20 protein-coding genes are annotated in these 16673 nt (G+C 73.8%); 14 read left to right on the top strand and 6 right to left on the bottom strand.

Going from position 1 to position 16673, the window contains the following annotated elements; translation table 11 throughout:
- Window positions 1-51: 51 nt before the first annotated feature.
- The 4 genes from FDM97_RS24095 to FDM97_RS24075 all read left to right on the top strand — a co-directional run bounded on the left by FDM97_RS24095 (window position 52) and on the right by FDM97_RS24075 (window position 3133).
- Window positions 52-1713 (top strand): SulP family inorganic anion transporter, encoded by a 1662-nt coding sequence (locus FDM97_RS24095; protein ID WP_137995003.1) that lies wholly within the window; start codon window positions 52-54, stop codon window positions 1711-1713.
- Window positions 1710-2123, top strand: coding sequence for a pyridoxamine 5'-phosphate oxidase family protein (locus tag FDM97_RS24090; protein ID WP_254705742.1), 414 nt, complete (start codon window positions 1710-1712; stop codon window positions 2121-2123). Before FDM97_RS24095 ends, FDM97_RS24090 begins: the two co-directional genes overlap by 4 nt.
- A 97-nt stretch (window positions 2124-2220) precedes the next feature.
- Window positions 2221-2613, top strand: a complete 393-nt coding sequence (locus FDM97_RS24080) for an STAS domain-containing protein (RefSeq protein ID WP_137992571.1) — start codon at window positions 2221-2223, stop codon at window positions 2611-2613.
- Window positions 2614-2764: 151 nt separating this feature from the next.
- Window positions 2765-3133, top strand: coding sequence for an ArsR/SmtB family transcription factor (locus FDM97_RS24075; RefSeq protein WP_137992570.1), 369 nt, complete (start codon window positions 2765-2767; stop codon window positions 3131-3133).
- On the opposite strand, the gene FDM97_RS24070 is transcribed toward FDM97_RS24075, so the two are convergent.
- A complete protein-coding gene (locus FDM97_RS24070) occupies window positions 3127-3609 on the bottom strand; it encodes an SAM-dependent methyltransferase (protein WP_137995001.1) in 483 nt (160 codons plus the stop codon). The two genes, FDM97_RS24075 and FDM97_RS24070, sit on opposite strands and share 7 nt — an antisense overlap.
- 483 nt (window positions 3610-4092) lie before the next feature.
- On the opposite strand from FDM97_RS24070, the gene FDM97_RS24065 reads away from it, so the two are divergent.
- Window positions 4093-4497, top strand: coding sequence for a hypothetical protein (locus tag FDM97_RS24065; protein WP_137992569.1), 405 nt, complete (start codon window positions 4093-4095; stop codon window positions 4495-4497).
- An 82-nt stretch (window positions 4498-4579) separates the two neighbouring features.
- Window positions 4580-5263 (top strand): DUF6766 family protein, encoded by a 684-nt coding sequence (locus FDM97_RS24060; protein ID WP_137992568.1) that lies wholly within the window; start codon window positions 4580-4582, stop codon window positions 5261-5263.
- A 29-nt stretch (window positions 5264-5292) separates the two neighbouring features.
- Here the strand turns inward: FDM97_RS24060 and FDM97_RS24055 are convergent, their stop codons facing one another.
- On the bottom strand, window positions 5293-5961 hold the full coding sequence (locus FDM97_RS24055; protein ID WP_254705741.1) for a UdgX family uracil-DNA binding protein: 669 nt from the start codon (window positions 5959-5961) through the stop codon (window positions 5293-5295).
- A 200-nt stretch (window positions 5962-6161) separates the two neighbouring features.
- Here FDM97_RS24055 and FDM97_RS24050 point away from each other — a divergent pair, with 200 nt between their 5' ends.
- Window positions 6162-6317 carry a hydrophobic protein gene (locus FDM97_RS24050; RefSeq protein ID WP_137992567.1) on the top strand — a complete coding sequence of 52 codons (156 nt, stop codon included), beginning with the start codon at window positions 6162-6164 and terminating at the stop codon, window positions 6315-6317.
- A 63-nt stretch (window positions 6318-6380) separates the two neighbouring features.
- Here the strand turns inward: FDM97_RS24050 and FDM97_RS24045 are convergent, their stop codons facing one another.
- Window positions 6381-7049, bottom strand: a complete 669-nt coding sequence (locus FDM97_RS24045; protein ID WP_137992566.1) for an ArsR/SmtB family transcription factor — start codon at window positions 7047-7049, stop codon at window positions 6381-6383.
- 104 nt (window positions 7050-7153) lie between these two features.
- Between FDM97_RS24045 and FDM97_RS24040 the strand changes: the two genes are divergently transcribed.
- A complete protein-coding gene (locus FDM97_RS24040) occupies window positions 7154-8518 on the top strand; it encodes an MBL fold metallo-hydrolase (protein ID WP_137992565.1) in 1365 nt (454 codons plus the stop codon).
- Window positions 8515-9783, top strand: coding sequence for an MFS transporter (locus FDM97_RS24035; RefSeq protein WP_137992564.1), 1269 nt, complete (start codon window positions 8515-8517; stop codon window positions 9781-9783). Before FDM97_RS24040 ends, FDM97_RS24035 begins: the two co-directional genes overlap by 4 nt.
- Window positions 9784-9807: 24 nt before the next feature.
- Here the strand turns inward: FDM97_RS24035 and FDM97_RS24030 are convergent, their stop codons facing one another.
- Complete coding sequence (locus tag FDM97_RS24030) at window positions 9808-10764, bottom strand: GlxA family transcriptional regulator (RefSeq protein ID WP_254705740.1); 957 nt, start codon at window positions 10762-10764, stop codon at window positions 9808-9810.
- 82 nt (window positions 10765-10846) lie between these two features.
- Here FDM97_RS24030 and FDM97_RS24025 point away from each other — a divergent pair, with 82 nt between their 5' ends.
- The 5 genes from FDM97_RS24025 (at window position 10847) to FDM97_RS24005 (ending at window position 15655) form a co-directional block, all read left to right on the top strand.
- On the top strand, window positions 10847-11440 hold the full coding sequence (locus FDM97_RS24025; protein WP_137992563.1) for an MBL fold metallo-hydrolase: 594 nt from the start codon (window positions 10847-10849) through the stop codon (window positions 11438-11440).
- 153 nt (window positions 11441-11593) lie between these two features.
- On the top strand, window positions 11594-12394 hold the full coding sequence (locus FDM97_RS24020) for an SDR family oxidoreductase (protein ID WP_137992562.1): 801 nt from the start codon (window positions 11594-11596) through the stop codon (window positions 12392-12394).
- A 267-nt stretch (window positions 12395-12661) separates the two neighbouring features.
- Window positions 12662-13783 (top strand): ribosome small subunit-dependent GTPase A, encoded by a 1122-nt coding sequence (rsgA, locus tag FDM97_RS24015; RefSeq protein WP_137992561.1) that lies wholly within the window; start codon window positions 12662-12664, stop codon window positions 13781-13783.
- A 91-nt stretch (window positions 13784-13874) separates the two neighbouring features.
- On the top strand, window positions 13875-15209 hold the full coding sequence (locus FDM97_RS24010; protein WP_137994998.1) for a bifunctional transcriptional activator/DNA repair enzyme AdaA: 1335 nt from the start codon (window positions 13875-13877) through the stop codon (window positions 15207-15209).
- A 5-nt stretch (window positions 15210-15214) separates the two neighbouring features.
- Complete coding sequence (locus FDM97_RS24005) at window positions 15215-15655, top strand: GNAT family N-acetyltransferase (RefSeq protein ID WP_137992560.1); 441 nt, start codon at window positions 15215-15217, stop codon at window positions 15653-15655.
- On the opposite strand, the gene FDM97_RS24000 is transcribed toward FDM97_RS24005, so the two are convergent.
- Both FDM97_RS24000 and FDM97_RS23995 read right to left on the bottom strand, forming a co-directional pair.
- Window positions 15624-16031, bottom strand: a complete 408-nt coding sequence (locus tag FDM97_RS24000) for a PPOX class F420-dependent oxidoreductase (protein ID WP_137992559.1) — start codon at window positions 16029-16031, stop codon at window positions 15624-15626. The genes FDM97_RS24005 and FDM97_RS24000 overlap by 32 nt on opposite strands.
- A gap of 78 nt (window positions 16032-16109) precedes the next feature.
- Complete coding sequence (locus FDM97_RS23995) at window positions 16110-16592, bottom strand: DUF456 domain-containing protein (RefSeq protein WP_137992558.1); 483 nt, start codon at window positions 16590-16592, stop codon at window positions 16110-16112.
- Between the last annotated feature and the right edge of the window lie 81 nt (window positions 16593-16673).

Genomic DNA, 16673 nt, shown 5'->3' with positions numbered 1-16673 from the left:
GTGTGGAGCCGGGTCCGCGCGCTGCTGCCGGTACGGGCGGATCTCGCCGCGATGGCCCGCAACCCGCGGCGGGATCTGCTGGCCGGGCTGACCGTCGCCATCGTGGCCCTGCCCCTCGCGCTCGGCTTCGGGGTGTCCTCCGGGCTCGGGGCCCAGGCCGGCCTGGCCACCGCCGTCGTCGCCGGCGCGCTCGCCGCGCTGTTCGGCGGCTCGAACCTCCAGGTCTCCGGTCCGACCGGGGCGATGACCGTGGTGCTCGTGCCGATCGTGGCGCAGTACGGGCCCGGTGGCGTGCTGACGGTCGGTCTCCTTGCCGGACTGCTGCTCATCGCGCTCGCACTCGCGCGGGCCGGGACGTACATGCGCTACATCCCCGCACCCGTCGTGGAGGGCTTCACCTTCGGCATCGCCTGCGTGATCTTCCTGCAGCAGGTCCCGAACGCGCTCGGCGTGGCCAAGCCCGAGGGGGAGCGCGTCCTCGTCGTGACCTGGCGCGCGGTCGAGGAGTTCGTACGCACCCCGAACTGGACGGCGCTCGCCCTCGCCGCCGGCGTCGCGCTGGTCATGCTGCTCGGGGCCCGGTGGAGGCCGACGATCCCGTTCTCGATCGTCGCGGTGATCGCCGCGACCGTCGTGGCTCAGGCGTTCCACCTCGACGCCGCCGCGCCGATCGGGGACCTGCCGTCCGGCCTCCCCGCGCCGTCCCTCGGCTTCCTCGACCTCTCCGCGCTCGGCTCGCTGCTCGCGCCCGCCGTGGCCGTCGCCGCCCTGGCGGCGCTGGAGTCGCTGCTGTCGGCCACGGTCGCCGACGGCATGACCGTCGGCCAGCAGCACGACCCGGACCGGGAGTTGTTCGGCCAGGGCGTGGCGAACCTGGCCGCCCCGCTGTTCGGCGGCGTCCCCGCGACCGCGGCCATCGCCCGTACCGCCGTCAACGTCCGTACCGGCGCCTCCTCCCGGCTGGCCGCCCTCACCCACGCCGCGATCCTCGCCGTCATCGTCTTCGCCGCCGCGCCGCTCGTGTCGAAGATCCCGCTCGCCGCCCTCGCCGGCGTGCTGCTCGCCACCGCGATCCGCATGGTCGAGGTGGGCGCGCTGCGGGCGATGGCCAAGGCCACGCGCGCCGACGGAGTCGTCCTCGTCCTGACCGCCGTCGCCACCCTCGCCCTCGATCTCGTCTACGCGGTGATCATCGGCCTCGTCGTCGCGGGCGCCCTCGCCCTGCGGGCCGTGGCCAAGCAGGCACGGATGGACCAGGTGGACTTCCGGCCCGACCTGCCGGGCGAGCACAGCGACGAGGAACACGCCCTGCTCGCCGAGCACATCGTCGCCTACCGGATCGACGGCCCGCTGTTCTTCGCCGCGGCCCACCGCTTCCTCCTCGAACTCACCGAGGTCGCCGACGTCCGCGTCGTCATCCTGCGGATGTCCCGGATCACCACGATGGACGCCACGGGCGCCCTCGTCCTCAAGGACGCGGTGGAGAAGCTCGACCGCCGCGGCATCGCCGTCATGACCTCCGGCATACGGCCCGGTCAGCGGCAGGTGCTCGAATCCGTCGGCGCGCTGGACCTGCTGCGCCTGGAGGGCCGCGAGTACGCCACGACCCCCGAGGCCATCGCGGGAGCCCGCGCCCACCTCCAGGGCACCGGCGTCCTCCCCGCCCTCCCCGCCCCGAACAAGACCCACACCGCCCAGGAAGCCGCACGATGACCCACCCCACCCGCCGCCGCATGGTCGACGTCACGGGCACGGAAGCGCTCTGGCTGCTCGAAGGCGCCACGCACGGCCGCCTGCTCTGCCCCCGCCGCGAACAGCCCGTCCTGCGCCCCGCCGTGCACGTGCTGGAGTACGGCCGGCTGATCGTACGGGCCCCGATACAGGCCGATCTCGTGACCGGGCGGGGTCCGCTGAGCTACGAGGCGGACGAGATCCGGCTGCCCGCCGGCACCGGCTGGAGCGTGACCGTCACCGGGCCGGCCGAACTCGTGGACAACCCCGCCGAGGCGGCGCACTACCTGCGGACCCTGCCCGGCTGGGCGTACGGGCCGCACGACACGCTGCTGCGCATCACGCCGCAGACGGTGAGCGGCTACCGCCTGGGCACGGGGGTGTCCGCGTGACGGCCGGGCCGGCGGACACCGACACGGACACGAGCACGCACACGAGCACGAGCACGCACACGAGCACGAGCACGCACACGAGCACGAGAGAACCGCGATGACGATCGAGTGGCGCTACACCATCCAGCAGGACCTGGGCGTTCTGTCCCTGGCCGGATTCCTGGGAGCCGAGGCCGTGGGGCGTTTCACCGGCGCGGTCGGGTGGGCCCTGGCGCGCGGCGCCGGGCCGGTCATCCTCGATCTCACGAGCCTGCGCGGCTGGTCGGCCGGCGGCCAGCTCGCCGTCGCCGACGCGGCCCGCCGTCTCGCCGCCGAGGGCCGCAGCCTCGAACTCGCCGCGATCCCCGCCGACGGCTCCCTCGTCCCCACGGGCGACCACCCCTTGATCCCCGTCCACTGCGACCTGCCCGCGGCGCTCGCCGCCCACCACAGCCACGGCGAACAGCGGCGGCAGCGCGAGTGGTGCAGCGACGAGTGGCCCGGCAGGTGAACTCCCCGTCCCCACCCCGCGTCACCACCCGACAGTGAGGGCGCGAGGATATCCCCATGGAACAGAGGTCCAGGTGGATGCGAAGCACGGTGTCGGCGCGACGGTGGTCGTGCGCCCCTACGGCGGGCCGCGCGCGCGGAGGGGTGGCTCTGTGAGCGCGCCGCTGTACCAGCTGAAGGCGGAGTTCTTCAAAACCCTGGGGCATCCGGTACGCATCCGGGTCCTGGAACTGCTGAGCGAGCGGGAGCACGCCGTCGCCGAGATGCTGCCCGTCGTGGCCGTCGAGCCGGCCCATCTCTCCCAGCAACTCGCCGTGCTGCGCCGGGCCAACCTCGTCGTCACCCGCCGCGAGGGCTCGACGGTCCACTACGCCCTGACCGATCCGCGGGTCGCGGAGCTGCTGAAGGTGGCCCGGGCGATCCTGTCCGGGGTACTGGCCGGCCAGGCGGAGCTCCTGGCCGACCTGCGGGCGGCCTCACCCGAGGCCGGGCCGCCCGCGCCGCCCGAGCCGCGTCAGTAGTACCGGCGCATGATCTCGGTGGCCCAGGCCGGCTGGGTCACCTCGCCGATCGGGCCGAACTCGGCCATGTACGGCTTGATGTCGAGGACCGGGGTGCCGTCCACCGCGTCGAGACCGGTCACATGGACGTCGAGCCCTTCGGTCCCGACCAGCCGGCAACGCGAGACGCCGATCCGGTTGGGACGGTTCTTGCCGCGCTGGGCGAAGATGCCGGCCCGCGGCCAGTCGGTGTTGCCGCGCGGGTGGCGGGCGCCGGTCTCGATCTTCTCGGGCGGCACCCGGTCGAAGTGGTAGACCACCTCAAGGTGCGAGAAGGCGTCGAGGCCGGCCAGCGCGTCTTCAGTGAACCGCGCCCCGTCCAGACGGATCACCGCGGACACCTCCCCCCAGGCGTCGTCGTAGACCTCGCCACGACCGCCGACCACCCGCCCCACCGGACGCGCGACGACATCGGCCGCGGCGTTCCCCCGGATCAGCAGCTCGCCCGGATCGCCGCGGCGGACCGCGAGGGACACCTCGCCCAACTCCTCGCGCACCGCCCGCAGCAGCAGCTCGACGGTCTCCGACGACCAGGACTCCTCGCAGGTGAGGAAGCCCACGGGGGAGTACGGCCCCGAGCCCTGCCACTCGGGGCGGTGCACCGCGTCGGGATCGATCTGCTGCCACGTCACCCAGCAGTCCTCCGCGGGGATCCCGAGGACACCGGTGACGGCGGCCGCGAGGCGTCCCAGGGCGGACCGGCCCGGACTCGGCTCGGGTGACAGCAGGGCGATGACGGGCATGTGACGGCCTTTCCGGAGAGTGGAGAGCGCGGTCGTACGAGTGGATCAGCCTACGAGCGCCGCGGCGGGGACGGCGCTCGGGCCGTACCGGCGCTCCAGTGGGCTCTACGGGCCAATCCGCCGCGTGTCGGACCGGGCCCGCGCCCGGTCGGTGCGCCGCCCCTGCATGCTCCGCTCATGCGTCTGATCACCGCCGCTCCGCTCTCGGCCGCGCTGCTCGTGGGGCTCGTGGGATGCGCCGGAGTCGAAGGCCGGGCCCGATCCGCCGAGGCGGCGGCCCTGGCCTTCGTGGCGGAGCTGCACGCCCCGGACCCGAGCCGGGCCTGTGACGCCCTGGCGCCGAGCACCCGCGAGGAGCTGGAGGAACAGGAGCCGTGCGCCACCGCGCTGGCCGAGCTGCGGATCGAACCGCCGAGCCCCACCGTTCCGGTGCGGACGGATGTCTTCGGCTCCCAGGCCCGTGTCGTGCTCGGCGCGGGACACCTCTACCTGGCGTCCTTCCCGGACGGCTGGAAGATCACCGCGGCCGGCTGCACACCTCGGCCCGGGCGGCCGGACCGCTGTGCCGTGAAGGGGGACTGACCGTGCGTGCGCTCTTCGTCCTCTGCCTGGTCGTGCTCTGCGGCGGCCTCGCCCACGCCTTCACCGTAGGGCTGCTGCAGCGGTGAGGGCGGGCACGCGGTTCCTGCGCGAGAACGGGCTGACCCTGGCCTTCGGCACCGGATTCCTGCTCGTCCTGGCCGGCCAGGCGGTCGCCGGCTGCGCGGAGCTCAACACCTTGCTCGAGGCGCGGGGCCTGCCACGGATCAAGGTCGGCGACTACGTCCTGACCTCGGACTTCATGGTGGACGTGACCGAGAACTGGCAGTCGGAGTTCCTGCAGTTCTTCCTCTACATCTTCGGGACCGTCTGGCTCGTGCAGCGCGGTTCGCCCGAGTCGAAGCCGCTCGACAGGATCGGCGTGGAGTCGGACGAGGAACAGAAGGTCGGCGCGTACGCCACCCCGGACTCTCCGCGCTCCGCCTCGGCGGGCGGCTTGCGGCAGGCGCTGTACTCGCGCTCCCTGGGCGTCGTCATGTGCCTGGTCTTCGTCCTGTCGTGGCTCGCGCAGTCGGTCACGGGACGCGTGACGTACAACGAGGAGCAGCTGCGCGACCTCCAGCCGCCGGTCTCCTGGGGGACGTACGTCACCTCCGCGGAGTTCTGGAACCGTACGCTCCAGAACTGGCAGTCCGAGCTCCTGGCCGTCGCCTCGATGGTGATCCTCTCGGTCTATCTGCGCCAGCGCGGATCCCCGGAGTCCAAGCCCGTCGGGTCCGCACACCTGACCACGGGCGTGGAGGGCTGACCCCGCGTTGTGCCCTTCAGAGCGGCCCTTCAGAGCGCGCGTGCCGCGGTCCTCAGATCGGCCACGAGGCCCGCGTACGCCGCCTCCCGGTCGTCCGCCCGCAGAACGGCCGACGGATGCACGGTGGCGACGCACCGGATGTCCTCGGAATCGGGCAGCGGCCGCACCATCCCCCGGTCCGTACCGACGCGGAAGGAAGGGCCGAGCAGGGACCGGCCCGCCGTGGCGCCGAGGACCACGACCATCTCGGGGGCGACGAGCCGCAGCTCCGCCTCCAGCCACGGTCGGCACGCCAGGGTCTCCCGCAGGCTCGGCGCCTTGTGGATCCGGCGCTTGCCGGGCCCTTTGCGGGTGAACTTGAAGTGCTTGACCGCGTTGGTGAGGTACACGCCCTCCTCGTCGACGCCCGCCTCGCGCAGGGCCTTGGACAGCAGACGGCCCGCCGGGCCCACGAAGGGCTCCCCCTGGCGGTCCTCCTGGTCGCCGGGCTGCTCGCCGACGAGGAGCAAGCGGGCATGGGGGTCACCGCGGCCGAACACCGTCTCGGTGGCGTCCCGGTGCAGGGGGCACCCGCGGCACTCGGCGGCGGCCTTGCGGTGCGCGGGGAGCCCACCGCGCGGCGGCAGGTAGGGACCGGCGTCGTAACCGTCCTCCTCCGCCGCGGCCTTCGGCGCCGCGTCGCGTGTCACCGTGCCCACCGGCCTTCCCGGCGGCAGTGCCGGTCGTCGGGTCGCGTCCACCGGTCGTGGACGTGTCGCTCCGCGACTACCCGGGCCCGGGGGGCCACAATCGCGACGGCCGGACACGACCCGCACATGAGACGAGCCGATCGGGGCACACGCCCGTCTGCCGGGGCCCGCCCGAAGGCCGGGCGACCCCCTGCCGCGGAGGTGCCGCCATGGTCCCGCTTCTTCTCGTACTGGTGTTGATCCTCGTGCTCTTCGGAGCCGGGTTCGCGGCCGACGTCCTCTGGTTCATCGCCATCGCCGTCCTGGTGCTGTGGCTGCTGGGCTTCCTCATGCGCAGTGGCGGGGGACGCTGGTACCGCTGGTGAGCGCGCGGACTCGTCGTCCTGCCCCGGTCCGTCCGTCCGTGGAGGGCCGGGGCCCGTCTGCGATCAGGCGGCGGCCTCCGTGTCCACCGGCAGCTCGGCCAGGCGCCACTCCAGCATGCCGTCGGTCAGGCGTACGGCCCTGCGCCCGCGCGCGTGGAGGAGGCGGACGGCGTCGTGGGCGAGGACGCAGTAGGCGCCACGGCAGTAGGCGACGACCTCCGTGTCCTCGGGGAGTTCGGCCACGCGGTCGGCGAGCTCCTCGACCGGGATGGACAGGGCGCCGGGGATGTGGCCGGCCGCGTACTCCTCGGCGGGGCGGACGTCGAGGACGACGACCTCGCCGGAGCGGGCGCGGGCGATCAGGTCGTCGCGGTCGATCGCCTCGGAGTCCTCGGCGCCCAGGTAGGCGCTGCGGGCGGGTTCGACGGCGTCCTGGTGGTTGCGGGCGACCTGGCGGAGCAGGGCGTAGAGGGCGGCCACATCGTTCCCGGCGAGCCGGTAGTGGATGCGTACGCCGTCGCGGCGGGTGGCGACGAGGCCGGCCTGCTTGAGGGTCTGCAGGTGGGCCGAGGCCGTGGTCAGGTTCAGCCCGGCGGCCCTGGCGAGCGCGTCCACCGGCCGCTCTCCCTGGGCGAGCAGATCGAGCAGCTCCAGACGCTTTCCGCTGCTCAGCGCCTTGCCGGTGCGGGCGAAAGCCTCGTACAGCGCGGCTTTGCGTGCCGGGTCTCCCATGCCGAATACCTCTTCTCCATAAATCCATGGAATATTGTATCTAGGAGGTGGGGGTTGAAGCGACCCCGCCCCGTGCCGGCCAGTGCCGCCCAGTGGAGGACGCCATGGACTTCGCCGACGATCATCTGACACCGCTCGTCGACAAGGGGCTCGGCAACAGTGCCTACCTCGTCGACCTCGGCGACGGCCGCGCCCTGGCCGTCGACGCGAGCCGGGACCTGCGCGCCCTGCGCGCGGTCGCCGACAAACGCGGGCTGACGGTCGCGTACGCGATCGACACCCACCTGCACGCCGACTTCCTCTCCGGCGCCGTCCAGCTCGCCCACGACGACGGGGCCACCGTCCTCGCCTCCGCCGCCGGCAGACGGGCCTTCCCCCACCGCGCGCTGGCCGACGGCGACGAGGTCGACCTCGGCGGGCTGACCCTGCGGGCGCTCGCCACCCCCGGCCACACGGACGAGCACCTCGCCTTCCTGCTCCTGGACGGCGCCCGTGAACTCGGGGTGTTCACCGGCGGCTCCCTGATCGTGGGCGCCGCCGCCCGCACCGACCTGCTGGGCGCCGACCGCGCCGAGGAGCTGGCCCGCGCCCAGTACCGCTCGCTCGGGCGACTGGCCGAGCTGCCCGACGCGACAGCCGTCTGGCCCACGCACGGCGCCGGCTCCTTCTGCTCCGCCCCGCCGCGCTCGGAGCGCACCAGCACCATCGGCGCCGAGCGCCGGACCAACCCGCTGCTCGCCGCACCCGACGAGGACACCTTCGTACGGGAGTTGCTGGGCAGCCTCGGCACCTACCCCGCCTACTTCGACCGCCTGGCGGAGCGCAACCGCCGCGGCCCCGCCGTCCTCCCCGCCGCCCCCGGGCTCGCGCTCGCCACGCTCACCCCGGACGAGGTGCGGGCCCTCGCCGGCCAGGGCGCTCACCTCGTCGACGTACGCCCCATCGCGGACTTCGCCGCGGGACACGTCCCCGGCGCGCTCTCGATCGCCCTGCGCGCCCAGTTCGCCACCTGGCTGGGGTGGCTGCTGCCCGACGACGCCCCGCTCGTCTTCCTCACCGCCCCGGGGCAGGATCTGGACGAACTCGCCTGGCAGGCACTGAAGATCGGATACGAACGGCTGGCCGGCCACCTCCCCATGCCCGCCTGGACCGCCGCGGGAGGGGAAGTGCGGACGCTCGACCTCCTCACCGCCGACCGCATCGGCGACCGCCCCGTCCTCGACATCCGGCAGCGCTCGGAGCACGTCGCCGGGCACATCCCCGGCGCGACCGGCATCGAACTGGGCCGGCTGCCCGCCCGTACCGACGACGCCCCGGCCGGCGCGGTCGTGGCCTGCGCGCACGGCGAGCGCGCGATGACCGCGGCCAGCCTCCTGCGGCGCGCCGGACACGACGGCCTCGCGGTCCTCGCCGGCGGGCCCGGCGACTGGGCGCGGGCCACCGGACGTCCGCTGGAGGAAGGAGCGTGAGCGCCGGCACCACCACCCACCACGACGGCATCCGGTTCGGACTGCGCGCCAACCTCGCGCAGTTCGCCCTGCTCGTCGCCGTCAACGCGCTGGTCGGCGGCATGCTCGGCCAGGAGCGCGTCGTCCTGCCGCTCCTCGCCGACCAGGTCTTCCACCTGGCCGCCTCCGCGTTCTCCCTCACGTACATCCTGGCCTTCGGAGCCACCAAGGCCGCCACCAACTTCTTCGCCGGCACGCTCTCCGACCGCTACGGCCGCAAGCCCGTCCTCATCGCCGGCTGGCTCCTCGCGCTCCCCGTGCCCCTCATGCTCGCCTGGGGGCCCACCTGGGCCTGGATCGTCGCCGCCAACATCCTCCTCGGCGCCTCCCAGGGCCTGACCTGGTCCACCACGGTCATCATGAAGATCGACCTGGCCGGGCCGCGGCGGCGCGGACTCGCGATGGGCTTCAACGAGGCCGCCGGATACGTCGCGGTCGCCGCCACCTCCCTGGCCACCGGCGCCCTCGCCACCCACTACGGACTCCGGCCCGAACCCTTCCTCCTCGGCGCCGCCTACGCCGCCCTCGGCCTCGGCCTCTCGACCCTCGTCGTCCGCGAGACCCGCGCACACGCGCGTGCCGAGGCCGCCCGCCACCCCGTGGGGTCCGCCGCCGACACCGCGCTGACCACCGCCGCCATCACCCGCCGCACCAGCTTCACCGACAAGGCCATGTCCGCCGCCAGCCAGGCCGGGATGGTCAACAACCTCAACGACGCCCTCGCCTGGGGCATCTTCCCCCTGCTCTTCGCCGCCCACGGTCTGTCCATCGCCCGGATCGGCGTCCTCGCCGCCCTCTACCCCGCCGTCTGGGGCGCGGGCCAACTCCTGACCGGCTGGTGGTCCGACCGGATCGGCCGCAAACACCTCATCACCGCCGGCATGCTCCTCCAGGCCGCCGCCATCGCGCTGGTCGCCCTGTCCACCACCTTCGGCCCCTGGGCGCTCGCCCAACTCCTCCTCGGCATCGGCACCGCGCTCGTCTACCCCACCCTCCTCGCCGTCATCGGCGACGTCGCCCACCCCGCCTGGCGGGCGCGCGCCGTCGGTGTCTACCGCCTGTGGCGCGACGGCGGCTTCGCGGTGGGCGCCCTCCTCGCCGGAGCCCTCGCCGGCGCCTACGGCCTGACGACCGCGATCTGGGCCGTCGCCGCCCTCACCGCCGCATCCGGCCTCCTCGTCGCGGTGCGGATGTACGAGACCCATCCGGCCTCCGCCCGCTCGTGACCGTACGCAGCCGCTTCGACCCGTCTACGAGGTCCGCGTGAACGTACGGCGATACGTGCGGGGCGGTACGCCCCGGCGGCGGACGAACTGCTCGCGCAGGACGGCCGCGGAGCCGTAGCCGACCAGCCGGGCGATCTCCTCGACGGGCAGGTCCGTGGTCTCCAGGAGCTCCTCCGCCCGGCCGAGCCGCAGGCCGAGCACCCAGGCGTGCGGCGTCGTACCCGTCGCGGCGGTGAACCGGCGGGCGAAGGAGCGTCGGCTCATCAGCGCGCGCCGGGCCAACTCCGCGACGGGCAGCGGCTCGTGGAGATGGGCGCGGGCCCAGGCGAGGACGTCCGCGAGCCGCTCGTCCTCGCCGTCCTCGGGGACGGGCGCGGCCAGGTACTGGGCCTGCCCGCCGTCCCGGTGCGGCGGCAGGACGAGGTCGCGGGCCGCGGCGTTCGCGGCGGCCGCCCCGTACTCCCGTCGCAGCAGATGCAGGCAGAGGTCGAACCCGGCGGCGGCGCCCGCGCCCGTGAGGATCCGGCCCTCGTCGACGTACAGGGCGTCCGCCTCGACGGTGACGGACGGGTGGCGGCGGGAGAGCAGGTCGGCGAACCGCCAGTGGGTGGTGGCCCGCAGGCCGTCGAGCAGCCCGGCGGCGGCGAGCGCGAACACGCCGACGCAGTGCGCCCCGATCAGCGCTCCGCGCGCGTGCGCGGCACGGAACGCGTCGAGCACGGCGGGCGGCGGCGGGGTGCGGAAGTCGGCCCAGGGCAGGGCGAGTACGAGATCGGCGGCCGCGATCCGGTCGAGCCCGTGCTCGACGGCGAGCGGGACCCCGACGTCGGTGGTGACCTGCCCGGGCCGGTCGGTGCAGAGAGCGAAGTCGAACCGGGGCAGTCCGGCGGCGCGGGTGTCGAAGACCTCGGCGACGAGACCGACGGCGAGCATGCCGACGCGGGGCGGGGCGTAGGCGGCGACGCTCAGGAACGGCGGCATGCGGGGGAGTGTGGCACAAAACCCGCGATCGGTGGCAGGAGGGCCACTCGTCGGCGGCCTTCCGTCCGGCGAGGCTGGGGACATGACAGACCAGCCACGCGGCAAGACCGCCACGTACACCGTCCTGACCACCGGTTACACCCTGTCCACGGGCCCGGGAGTCGCCGCCACCGTCTCGTACGTCTCCGACGGCGACCGGCATGTGATCGTCGACCCGGGCATGGTGGCGAGCCGCGACCGCATCCTCGGTCCGCTCGCCGAACTCGGCCTGGGCCCGGACGACATCACCGACGTGGTGCTGAGCCACCACCACCCCGACAACACCATGAACGTGGGCCTGTTCGGCCGGGCGCGCGTCCATGACCACAAGGCGGAGTACCGCCACGACCAGTGGACCGACCGGGACGCCGAGGGCCATGAACTCACACCGTCCCTGCGCCTGATCCGGACCCCGGGCCACAGCCCGGAGGACATCACGCTCCTCGCCGGCACCGCCGACGGCGTGGTCGCCTTCGTCGGCGACCTCTGGTGGCGCCCGGACGGCCCGACCGACGACCCGGTCGCCCCGGACCGGGACGTCCACCGCGCCTCCCGCCTCCGGGTCCTGGCCGCGTCGGACGTGATCGTCCCGGGCCATGGGGGCCCGTTCGCGGCGGGCGACGACACGCCGCTGTAGGGGCGGCCGCGAGGGCTCCCCACCCGCCTCGCCCGAACGGGTGACGGCGGCCGGGGCAGGGAGGAGCGGGGAAGCCGGTGGGCATGCCGGTGCGCCGACGAGGTGAGACAGTCGGAGCAGCTGACCGGCTTGAACGATCCGGAGGTGCCGCCGATGGAAACCGTCCTGGTCACGGGCGGGACCGGGCATCTGGGACGGGATGTGGTCGCCCGGCTGAAGCCGACCCACCGCGTCCGCGTGCTCGCCCGTTCCCCAGGCTCCGATCCCGATGTGGAGTGGATCCGCGGGGATCTCGCCACCGGCGAGGGGATCGCGGCAGCGGTGTCCGGGGCGCAGATCGTCGTTCACGCGGCCACGCTGTCGCCCGCCGCCAAGCGTGGCTACCTCCTGCCGACCGACTTCTGGCGCAGCCCGCCGGAGGTCGACGTCGACGGCACCCGCCGGCTGCTCGAAGCGGCCGACCGGGCCGGCGTGGGCCACTTCGCCTATGTGTCCATCGTCGGCGTCGACCGGGCCCGCGTCCCGTACATGCAGGTCAAACACACCGCCGAGGAACTGGTACGCACCGGCAAGGTGCCCTGGTCGATCCTGCGGGCCACCCAGTTCCACTGGCTGACCGACCGGATGCTGGGCAAGGCGGCCCGGCTCCCCGTGGTGCTGCTGCCCACCGAACTGCGGACCCAGCCGGCGGACTCGGGCGACTTCGCGGACCACCTGGTCCAGCGCGTCGCCGACGGCCCCGGCGGACAGTGCACGGACTTCGGCGGGCCCGAGGTACTCACACTCGGCGAACTCCTCGCGCAGTGGCAGCGGATCCGCGGCAGGCGACGACGCGTGCTGAGGGTCCCCGTGCCCTCCGCGGTCGAGCGGGCGGCCCGCGACCTGACCTGCCCTCACGGCAACCGGGGCACGGTCACCTGGGCCGACTGGCTGCGCACCCACCCGCCGGAGTGAGCCGCCGGCGCCGGCCCGAAAAAAGAGTTGGCGCCCCGCCGGAACCCGCGGCTAGGGTTCCCGTTGTTCCCGGCGGCCGAGGCCGCTGTGGTCAGTCGAGCGTGCTGTGTGACTCAGGAGGTGTGACCGATGGCTGTCATGACGACGGGCCCTGCCCTCACCCAGAAGTTCATCAACTCCACCTCCGTGGTCTCCGGCTGACCTTCCCTTTCCTTCTGCGCGTCCGTGGCGGCGCGTGCCGGGGCCACCCTTGTGAAGGGTCACCCCTTGTCTTTCTCTTCTCCTCGGACTTCGGCTTCGCACGCTCTCGCTCCCTACGGCTGGGACGAGAACTGGGAAGCGGAGTTCGCCCCCTACGCGGCGCAGGGGCTGCTGCCCGGCCGTGTCCTGCGTGTCGACCGGGGTCAGTGCGATCTCGCCACACCCCGTGGCATCGTCCGCGCCGACACCGAGTTCGTCGTTCCCCGCGACCCGCTGAAGGTGGTCTGCACGGGAGACTGGGCCGCCGTCGACCCCGACGGCGATCCCCGGTACGTACGGACACTGCTGCCGCGCCGTACCGCTTTCGCGCGGTCCACGTCGTCCAAGCGGTCCGAGGGCCAGATCCTCGCCGCCAACGTCGACCACGCGATCATCACCGTCTCGCTCGCCGTCGAGCTGGACCTCGGCCGCGTCGAGCGCTTCCTCGCCCTGGCCTGGGAGTCGGGCGCCCAGCCGCTCGTCGTGCTCAGCAAGGCCGACCTCGTTCCCGACCCCGTCGGGCTCTCCTACCTGGTCCAGGACGTGGAGACCGTCGCGCCGGGCGTGCAGGTGCTGCCCGTCAGCTCCGCCACCGGCGAGGGACTCGATGTCCTCGCCGCCGTCGTGGCGGGTGGGACGAGCGTACTGCTCGGGGCCTCAGGGGCCGGGAAGTCCACGCTCGCCAACACCCTCCTCGGCGAGGACGTGATGACCGTCCAGGCCGCCCGTGACGTGGACGGCAAGGGCCGCCACACCACGACCACCCGCAACCTGCTCCTGCTCCCCGGGGGTGGCGTCCTCATCGACACCCCCGGACTGCGCGGCGTCGGGCTCTGGGACGCCGAGACCGGCGTCGGCCAGGTCTTCTCGGAGATCGAGAGCCTCGCCGCGGACTGCCGCTTCCACGACTGCGCCCACGAGGCGGAGCCCGGCTGCGCGGTGACGGCCGCGGTCGAGGACGGTTCCCTGCCGGTGCGGCGGCTGGAGAGCTACCGCAAGCTCCTGCGCGAGAACCAGCGCATCGTCGCCAAGACGGACGCCCGCCTGCGCGCCGAGATCCTCAAGGACTGGAAGCGCAAGGGAGCGGAGGGGCGTGCCGCGCTGGAGGCCAAGCGCGGCGGCGGCGGCGCGCGGCACTCGGGCTGGTAGGCCGTCGGTCCCGCTGCGGGGACCCCGGGGCAGCGCGGTGTCCGAAAACCGCCAGCCGAGCACCCGGGGCTCCCGCACACTGGATCTCGTGATGGACGAGGACACCAGGTACCAGGCGGTGAGCAGCCGGGACGCCCGGTTCGACGGAGAGTTCTTCTTCGCCGTCGAGACGACCGGGATCTACTGCCGGCCCAGCTGCCCCGCCGTCACACCCAAGCGCAAGAACGTCACCTTCTTTCCGACCGCGGCCGCCGCCCAGGCCCACGGCTTCCGCGCCTGCCGGCGCTGCCGGCCCGACGCCGTGCCCGGCTCCGCCGAGTGGAACGTCCGCGCCGACGTCGTCGGGCGCGCCATGCGGCTGATCGGGGACGGCGTCGTCGACCGCGAGGGCGTCCCGGGGCTCGCCGGGCGGCTCGGCTACAGCGCCCGCCAGGTGCAGCGGCAGCTCACCGCCGAGCTCGGAGCGGGACCCGTCGCACTCGCCCGCGCCCAGCGGGCGCACACCGCACGGCTGCTCCTGCAGACCACCGGGCTCCCCGTCACGGAGATCGCCTTCGCGTCCGGCTTCGCCAGCGTGCGCCAGTTCAACGACACGATCCGCCGCATCTACGCCCGTACCCCCTCCGAGCTGCGCACCGAGTCCGGCACCGGCGCGGGCCCCCGCACCGCGCGGGCCGCCGGGGTGCCGCTACGGCTCGCCCACCGCGGCCCGTACGCCGCCCGCGAGGTCTTCGACCTCCTCGCCGCCGAGGCCCTGCCCCACGTCGAGGAGGTGCTCGGCACCCCCGGCGCCCGCACCTACCGCCGTACGCTCCGCCTCCCGTACGGCACCGGCATCGTCTCCGTCGACGAGCGCGCCCCCGGTCCCTGGCTGGAAGCCCGCATCCACCTGACCGACCTGCGCGACCTGACCACCGCCGTCCAGCGCCTGCGCCGTCTCCTCGACCTGGACGCCGACCCGTACGCGGTCGCCGAACGCCTCGGCGCCGACCCGGGCCTCGCCGAGCGGATCGCGGCCCGCCCCGGCGTACGGTCGCCCGGCGCGGCCGACCCGGAGGAGTTCGCGGTACGGACCGTGGCCGGGCCGGAGGAGGCGGCCCGGCTCGTCCTGAGCCACGGCACCCCCCTGGACAGCGCCTGCGGCACCCTCACCCACCTCTTCCCCGAGCCCGCCGCCCTGACCGGCCACCCGGTGGCCGGCCCGCTCGCCGCCGCGCTCGCCACCGGGGCCGTACGCCTCGATCCGGGCGCCGACCGCGACGAGGCGGAGCGGGCCCTGCGCGCCGTCCCCGGCGTCGGCGCCGCCCACGCCGCCGTCATCCGGATGCGCGCCCTCGGCGACCCCGACGTCGCCCCCGAGGGCGCTCCGGACACCGAGGCCTGGCGGCCCTGGAGGTCGTACGCCCTGCGCTACCTGGCAGGATGACCGCCATGATCACCACCGAACGGCTGGGACCCGAGGACCGCGAGGCCTGGGAGCGGCTCTTCCGCGCGTACATCGACTTCTACGGCCGCACCGAGGGCCCGGAGACGTACGAACGCGCCTGGCGTGCCTTCCAGGACGGCACCCGGCTGCACGCCCGGGCCGCCCGGCTCGACGGCCGGATCGTGGGCATCACCCACTTCTTCGTCCACCCCAGCACCTCGGGGCCGGACGTCTGCTACCTCCAGGACCTGTTCACCGAGCCCGAGTCGCGCGGCAAGGGCGTGGCCCGCGCCCTGATCGCGTCCGTCACGGACTGGGCGAAGGACCAGGGCTGCGACCGGGTCTACTGGGTCACCCAGGAGTCCAACACCACGGCCCGCCGGCTCTACGACCAGGTGGCCAGGAACACCGGATTCATCCGGTACCAGATCGACCTTCCGAGGTAAGGGCGGGCAGGCCCCAGCTGTGGATCCTGCGGGGGTGGATCCGGATGACCTCCTCGCTGAAGTGCGGGCCGAGCTCGTGCGGCCCGACCAGGAGCTCGGCCTCGCCCCGGATCTCCACCCCGCGCACCCGCCAGGGCCGTACGCTCGCGAGATCGTCGACCACCAGCGCCACCTTCGGGTTGGCCCGGAGGTTGCGCCACTTCTTCGAACGGCCCATGGCCATGCCGCCCACCAGGACCGTGCCGTCCTCCTGCGGGAAGAAACCGACCGGGTTGGCCTGCGGCTGGCCCTTGGGATCGACCGTGGCCATCCGGCCCAGCCGCTGGGTACGGAGGTAGGCGAGCTCCGCCTCGCTGAATCCCTCGAAATCCCTCATGGGACCAGCCTCCCGCGCCGGCCGGGCCCCGCGCATCGGCGATCCGACCGACCCGCCGTGGGGCCCGGGTCCTTGGACTCATCCCCAGATCACCGCCCCCACCCACGCCCCGGCGATCAGCAGGCACGCAAACAGCTCCACGAGGATGCTCGTCCCGGCCGCCCGCATCACCGTGCGGGTGGAGGCCCTGGCCTGCCCGTGGCCGCCGAGACGGAGCCGTTCGGAGAGGTAGATCCCGCCGATGAAACCGGGGATCGCGCCGAGCACGGGGATCAGGAAGAAGCCGAGGAACGCGCCGACCCCGGCGTACGTCACCATCCGCCGGGTGATGCCGACCCCGCGGATCCGGCGCTGCGGCAGCTGCCATACGACCACCTGGGTGAGCAGGAGCAGGGCGGTCGAGGAGACGAGCAGGATCCAGGCGAGCCCGGTCTGCACGTGCAGCGACCACCAGAGCATGGCCGCCCACACCAGCCACGGCCCCGGCACGCCGGGAGCCAGTACCCCGAACAGGCCGAGCAGCATCACCATCGCGACGAGCAACAGCTGCCACACACCCATCTGCCCAGCGTGCAGGACCGATGATCTTCCCGCAGGTCGCAGGGTGCGTACGGGGGGCCGAGGACGAGGGGTCCCAGGGCG

Source organism: Streptomyces vilmorinianum (genome assembly GCF_005517195.1).
Lineage (GTDB): Bacteria > Actinomycetota > Actinomycetes > Streptomycetales > Streptomycetaceae > Streptomyces > Streptomyces vilmorinianum.
This window is presented reverse-complemented; position numbering and strand designations above follow the sequence as displayed.

What these genes read in the sequence shown, in the direction of transcription:
- FDM97_RS24095 (WP_137995003.1), top strand. Translation starts at nt 52, where the DNA reads ATGGCCCGCAACCCGCGGCGGGATCTGCTGGCCGGGCTGACCGTCGCC.
- FDM97_RS24090 (WP_254705742.1), top strand. Translation starts at nt 1,710, where the DNA reads ATGACCCACCCCACCCGCCGCCGCATGGTCGACGTCACGGGCACGGAA.
- FDM97_RS24080 (WP_137992571.1), top strand. Translation starts at nt 2,221, where the DNA reads ATGACGATCGAGTGGCGCTACACCATCCAGCAGGACCTGGGCGTTCTG.
- FDM97_RS24065 (WP_137992569.1), top strand. Translation starts at nt 4,093, where the DNA reads ATGCGTCTGATCACCGCCGCTCCGCTCTCGGCCGCGCTGCTCGTGGGG.
- FDM97_RS24050 (WP_137992567.1), top strand. Translation starts at nt 6,162, where the DNA reads ATGGTCCCGCTTCTTCTCGTACTGGTGTTGATCCTCGTGCTCTTCGGA.
- FDM97_RS24045 (WP_137992566.1), bottom strand. Translation starts at nt 7,049, where the DNA reads ATGGGAGACCCGGCACGCAAAGCCGCGCTGTACGAGGCTTTCGCCCGC.
- FDM97_RS24040 (WP_137992565.1), top strand. Translation starts at nt 7,154, where the DNA reads ATGGACTTCGCCGACGATCATCTGACACCGCTCGTCGACAAGGGGCTC.
- FDM97_RS24030 (WP_254705740.1), bottom strand. Translation starts at nt 10,764, where the DNA reads ATGCCGCCGTTCCTGAGCGTCGCCGCCTACGCCCCGCCCCGCGTCGGC.
- FDM97_RS24025 (WP_137992563.1), top strand. Translation starts at nt 10,847, where the DNA reads ATGACAGACCAGCCACGCGGCAAGACCGCCACGTACACCGTCCTGACC.
- FDM97_RS24020 (WP_137992562.1), top strand. Translation starts at nt 11,594, where the DNA reads ATGGAAACCGTCCTGGTCACGGGCGGGACCGGGCATCTGGGACGGGAT.
- FDM97_RS24010 (WP_137994998.1), top strand. Translation starts at nt 13,875, where the DNA reads ATGGACGAGGACACCAGGTACCAGGCGGTGAGCAGCCGGGACGCCCGG.
- FDM97_RS24005 (WP_137992560.1), top strand. Translation starts at nt 15,215, where the DNA reads ATGATCACCACCGAACGGCTGGGACCCGAGGACCGCGAGGCCTGGGAG.
- FDM97_RS24000 (WP_137992559.1), bottom strand. Translation starts at nt 16,031, where the DNA reads ATGAGGGATTTCGAGGGATTCAGCGAGGCGGAGCTCGCCTACCTCCGT.
- FDM97_RS23995 (WP_137992558.1), bottom strand. Translation starts at nt 16,592, where the DNA reads ATGGGTGTGTGGCAGCTGTTGCTCGTCGCGATGGTGATGCTGCTCGGC.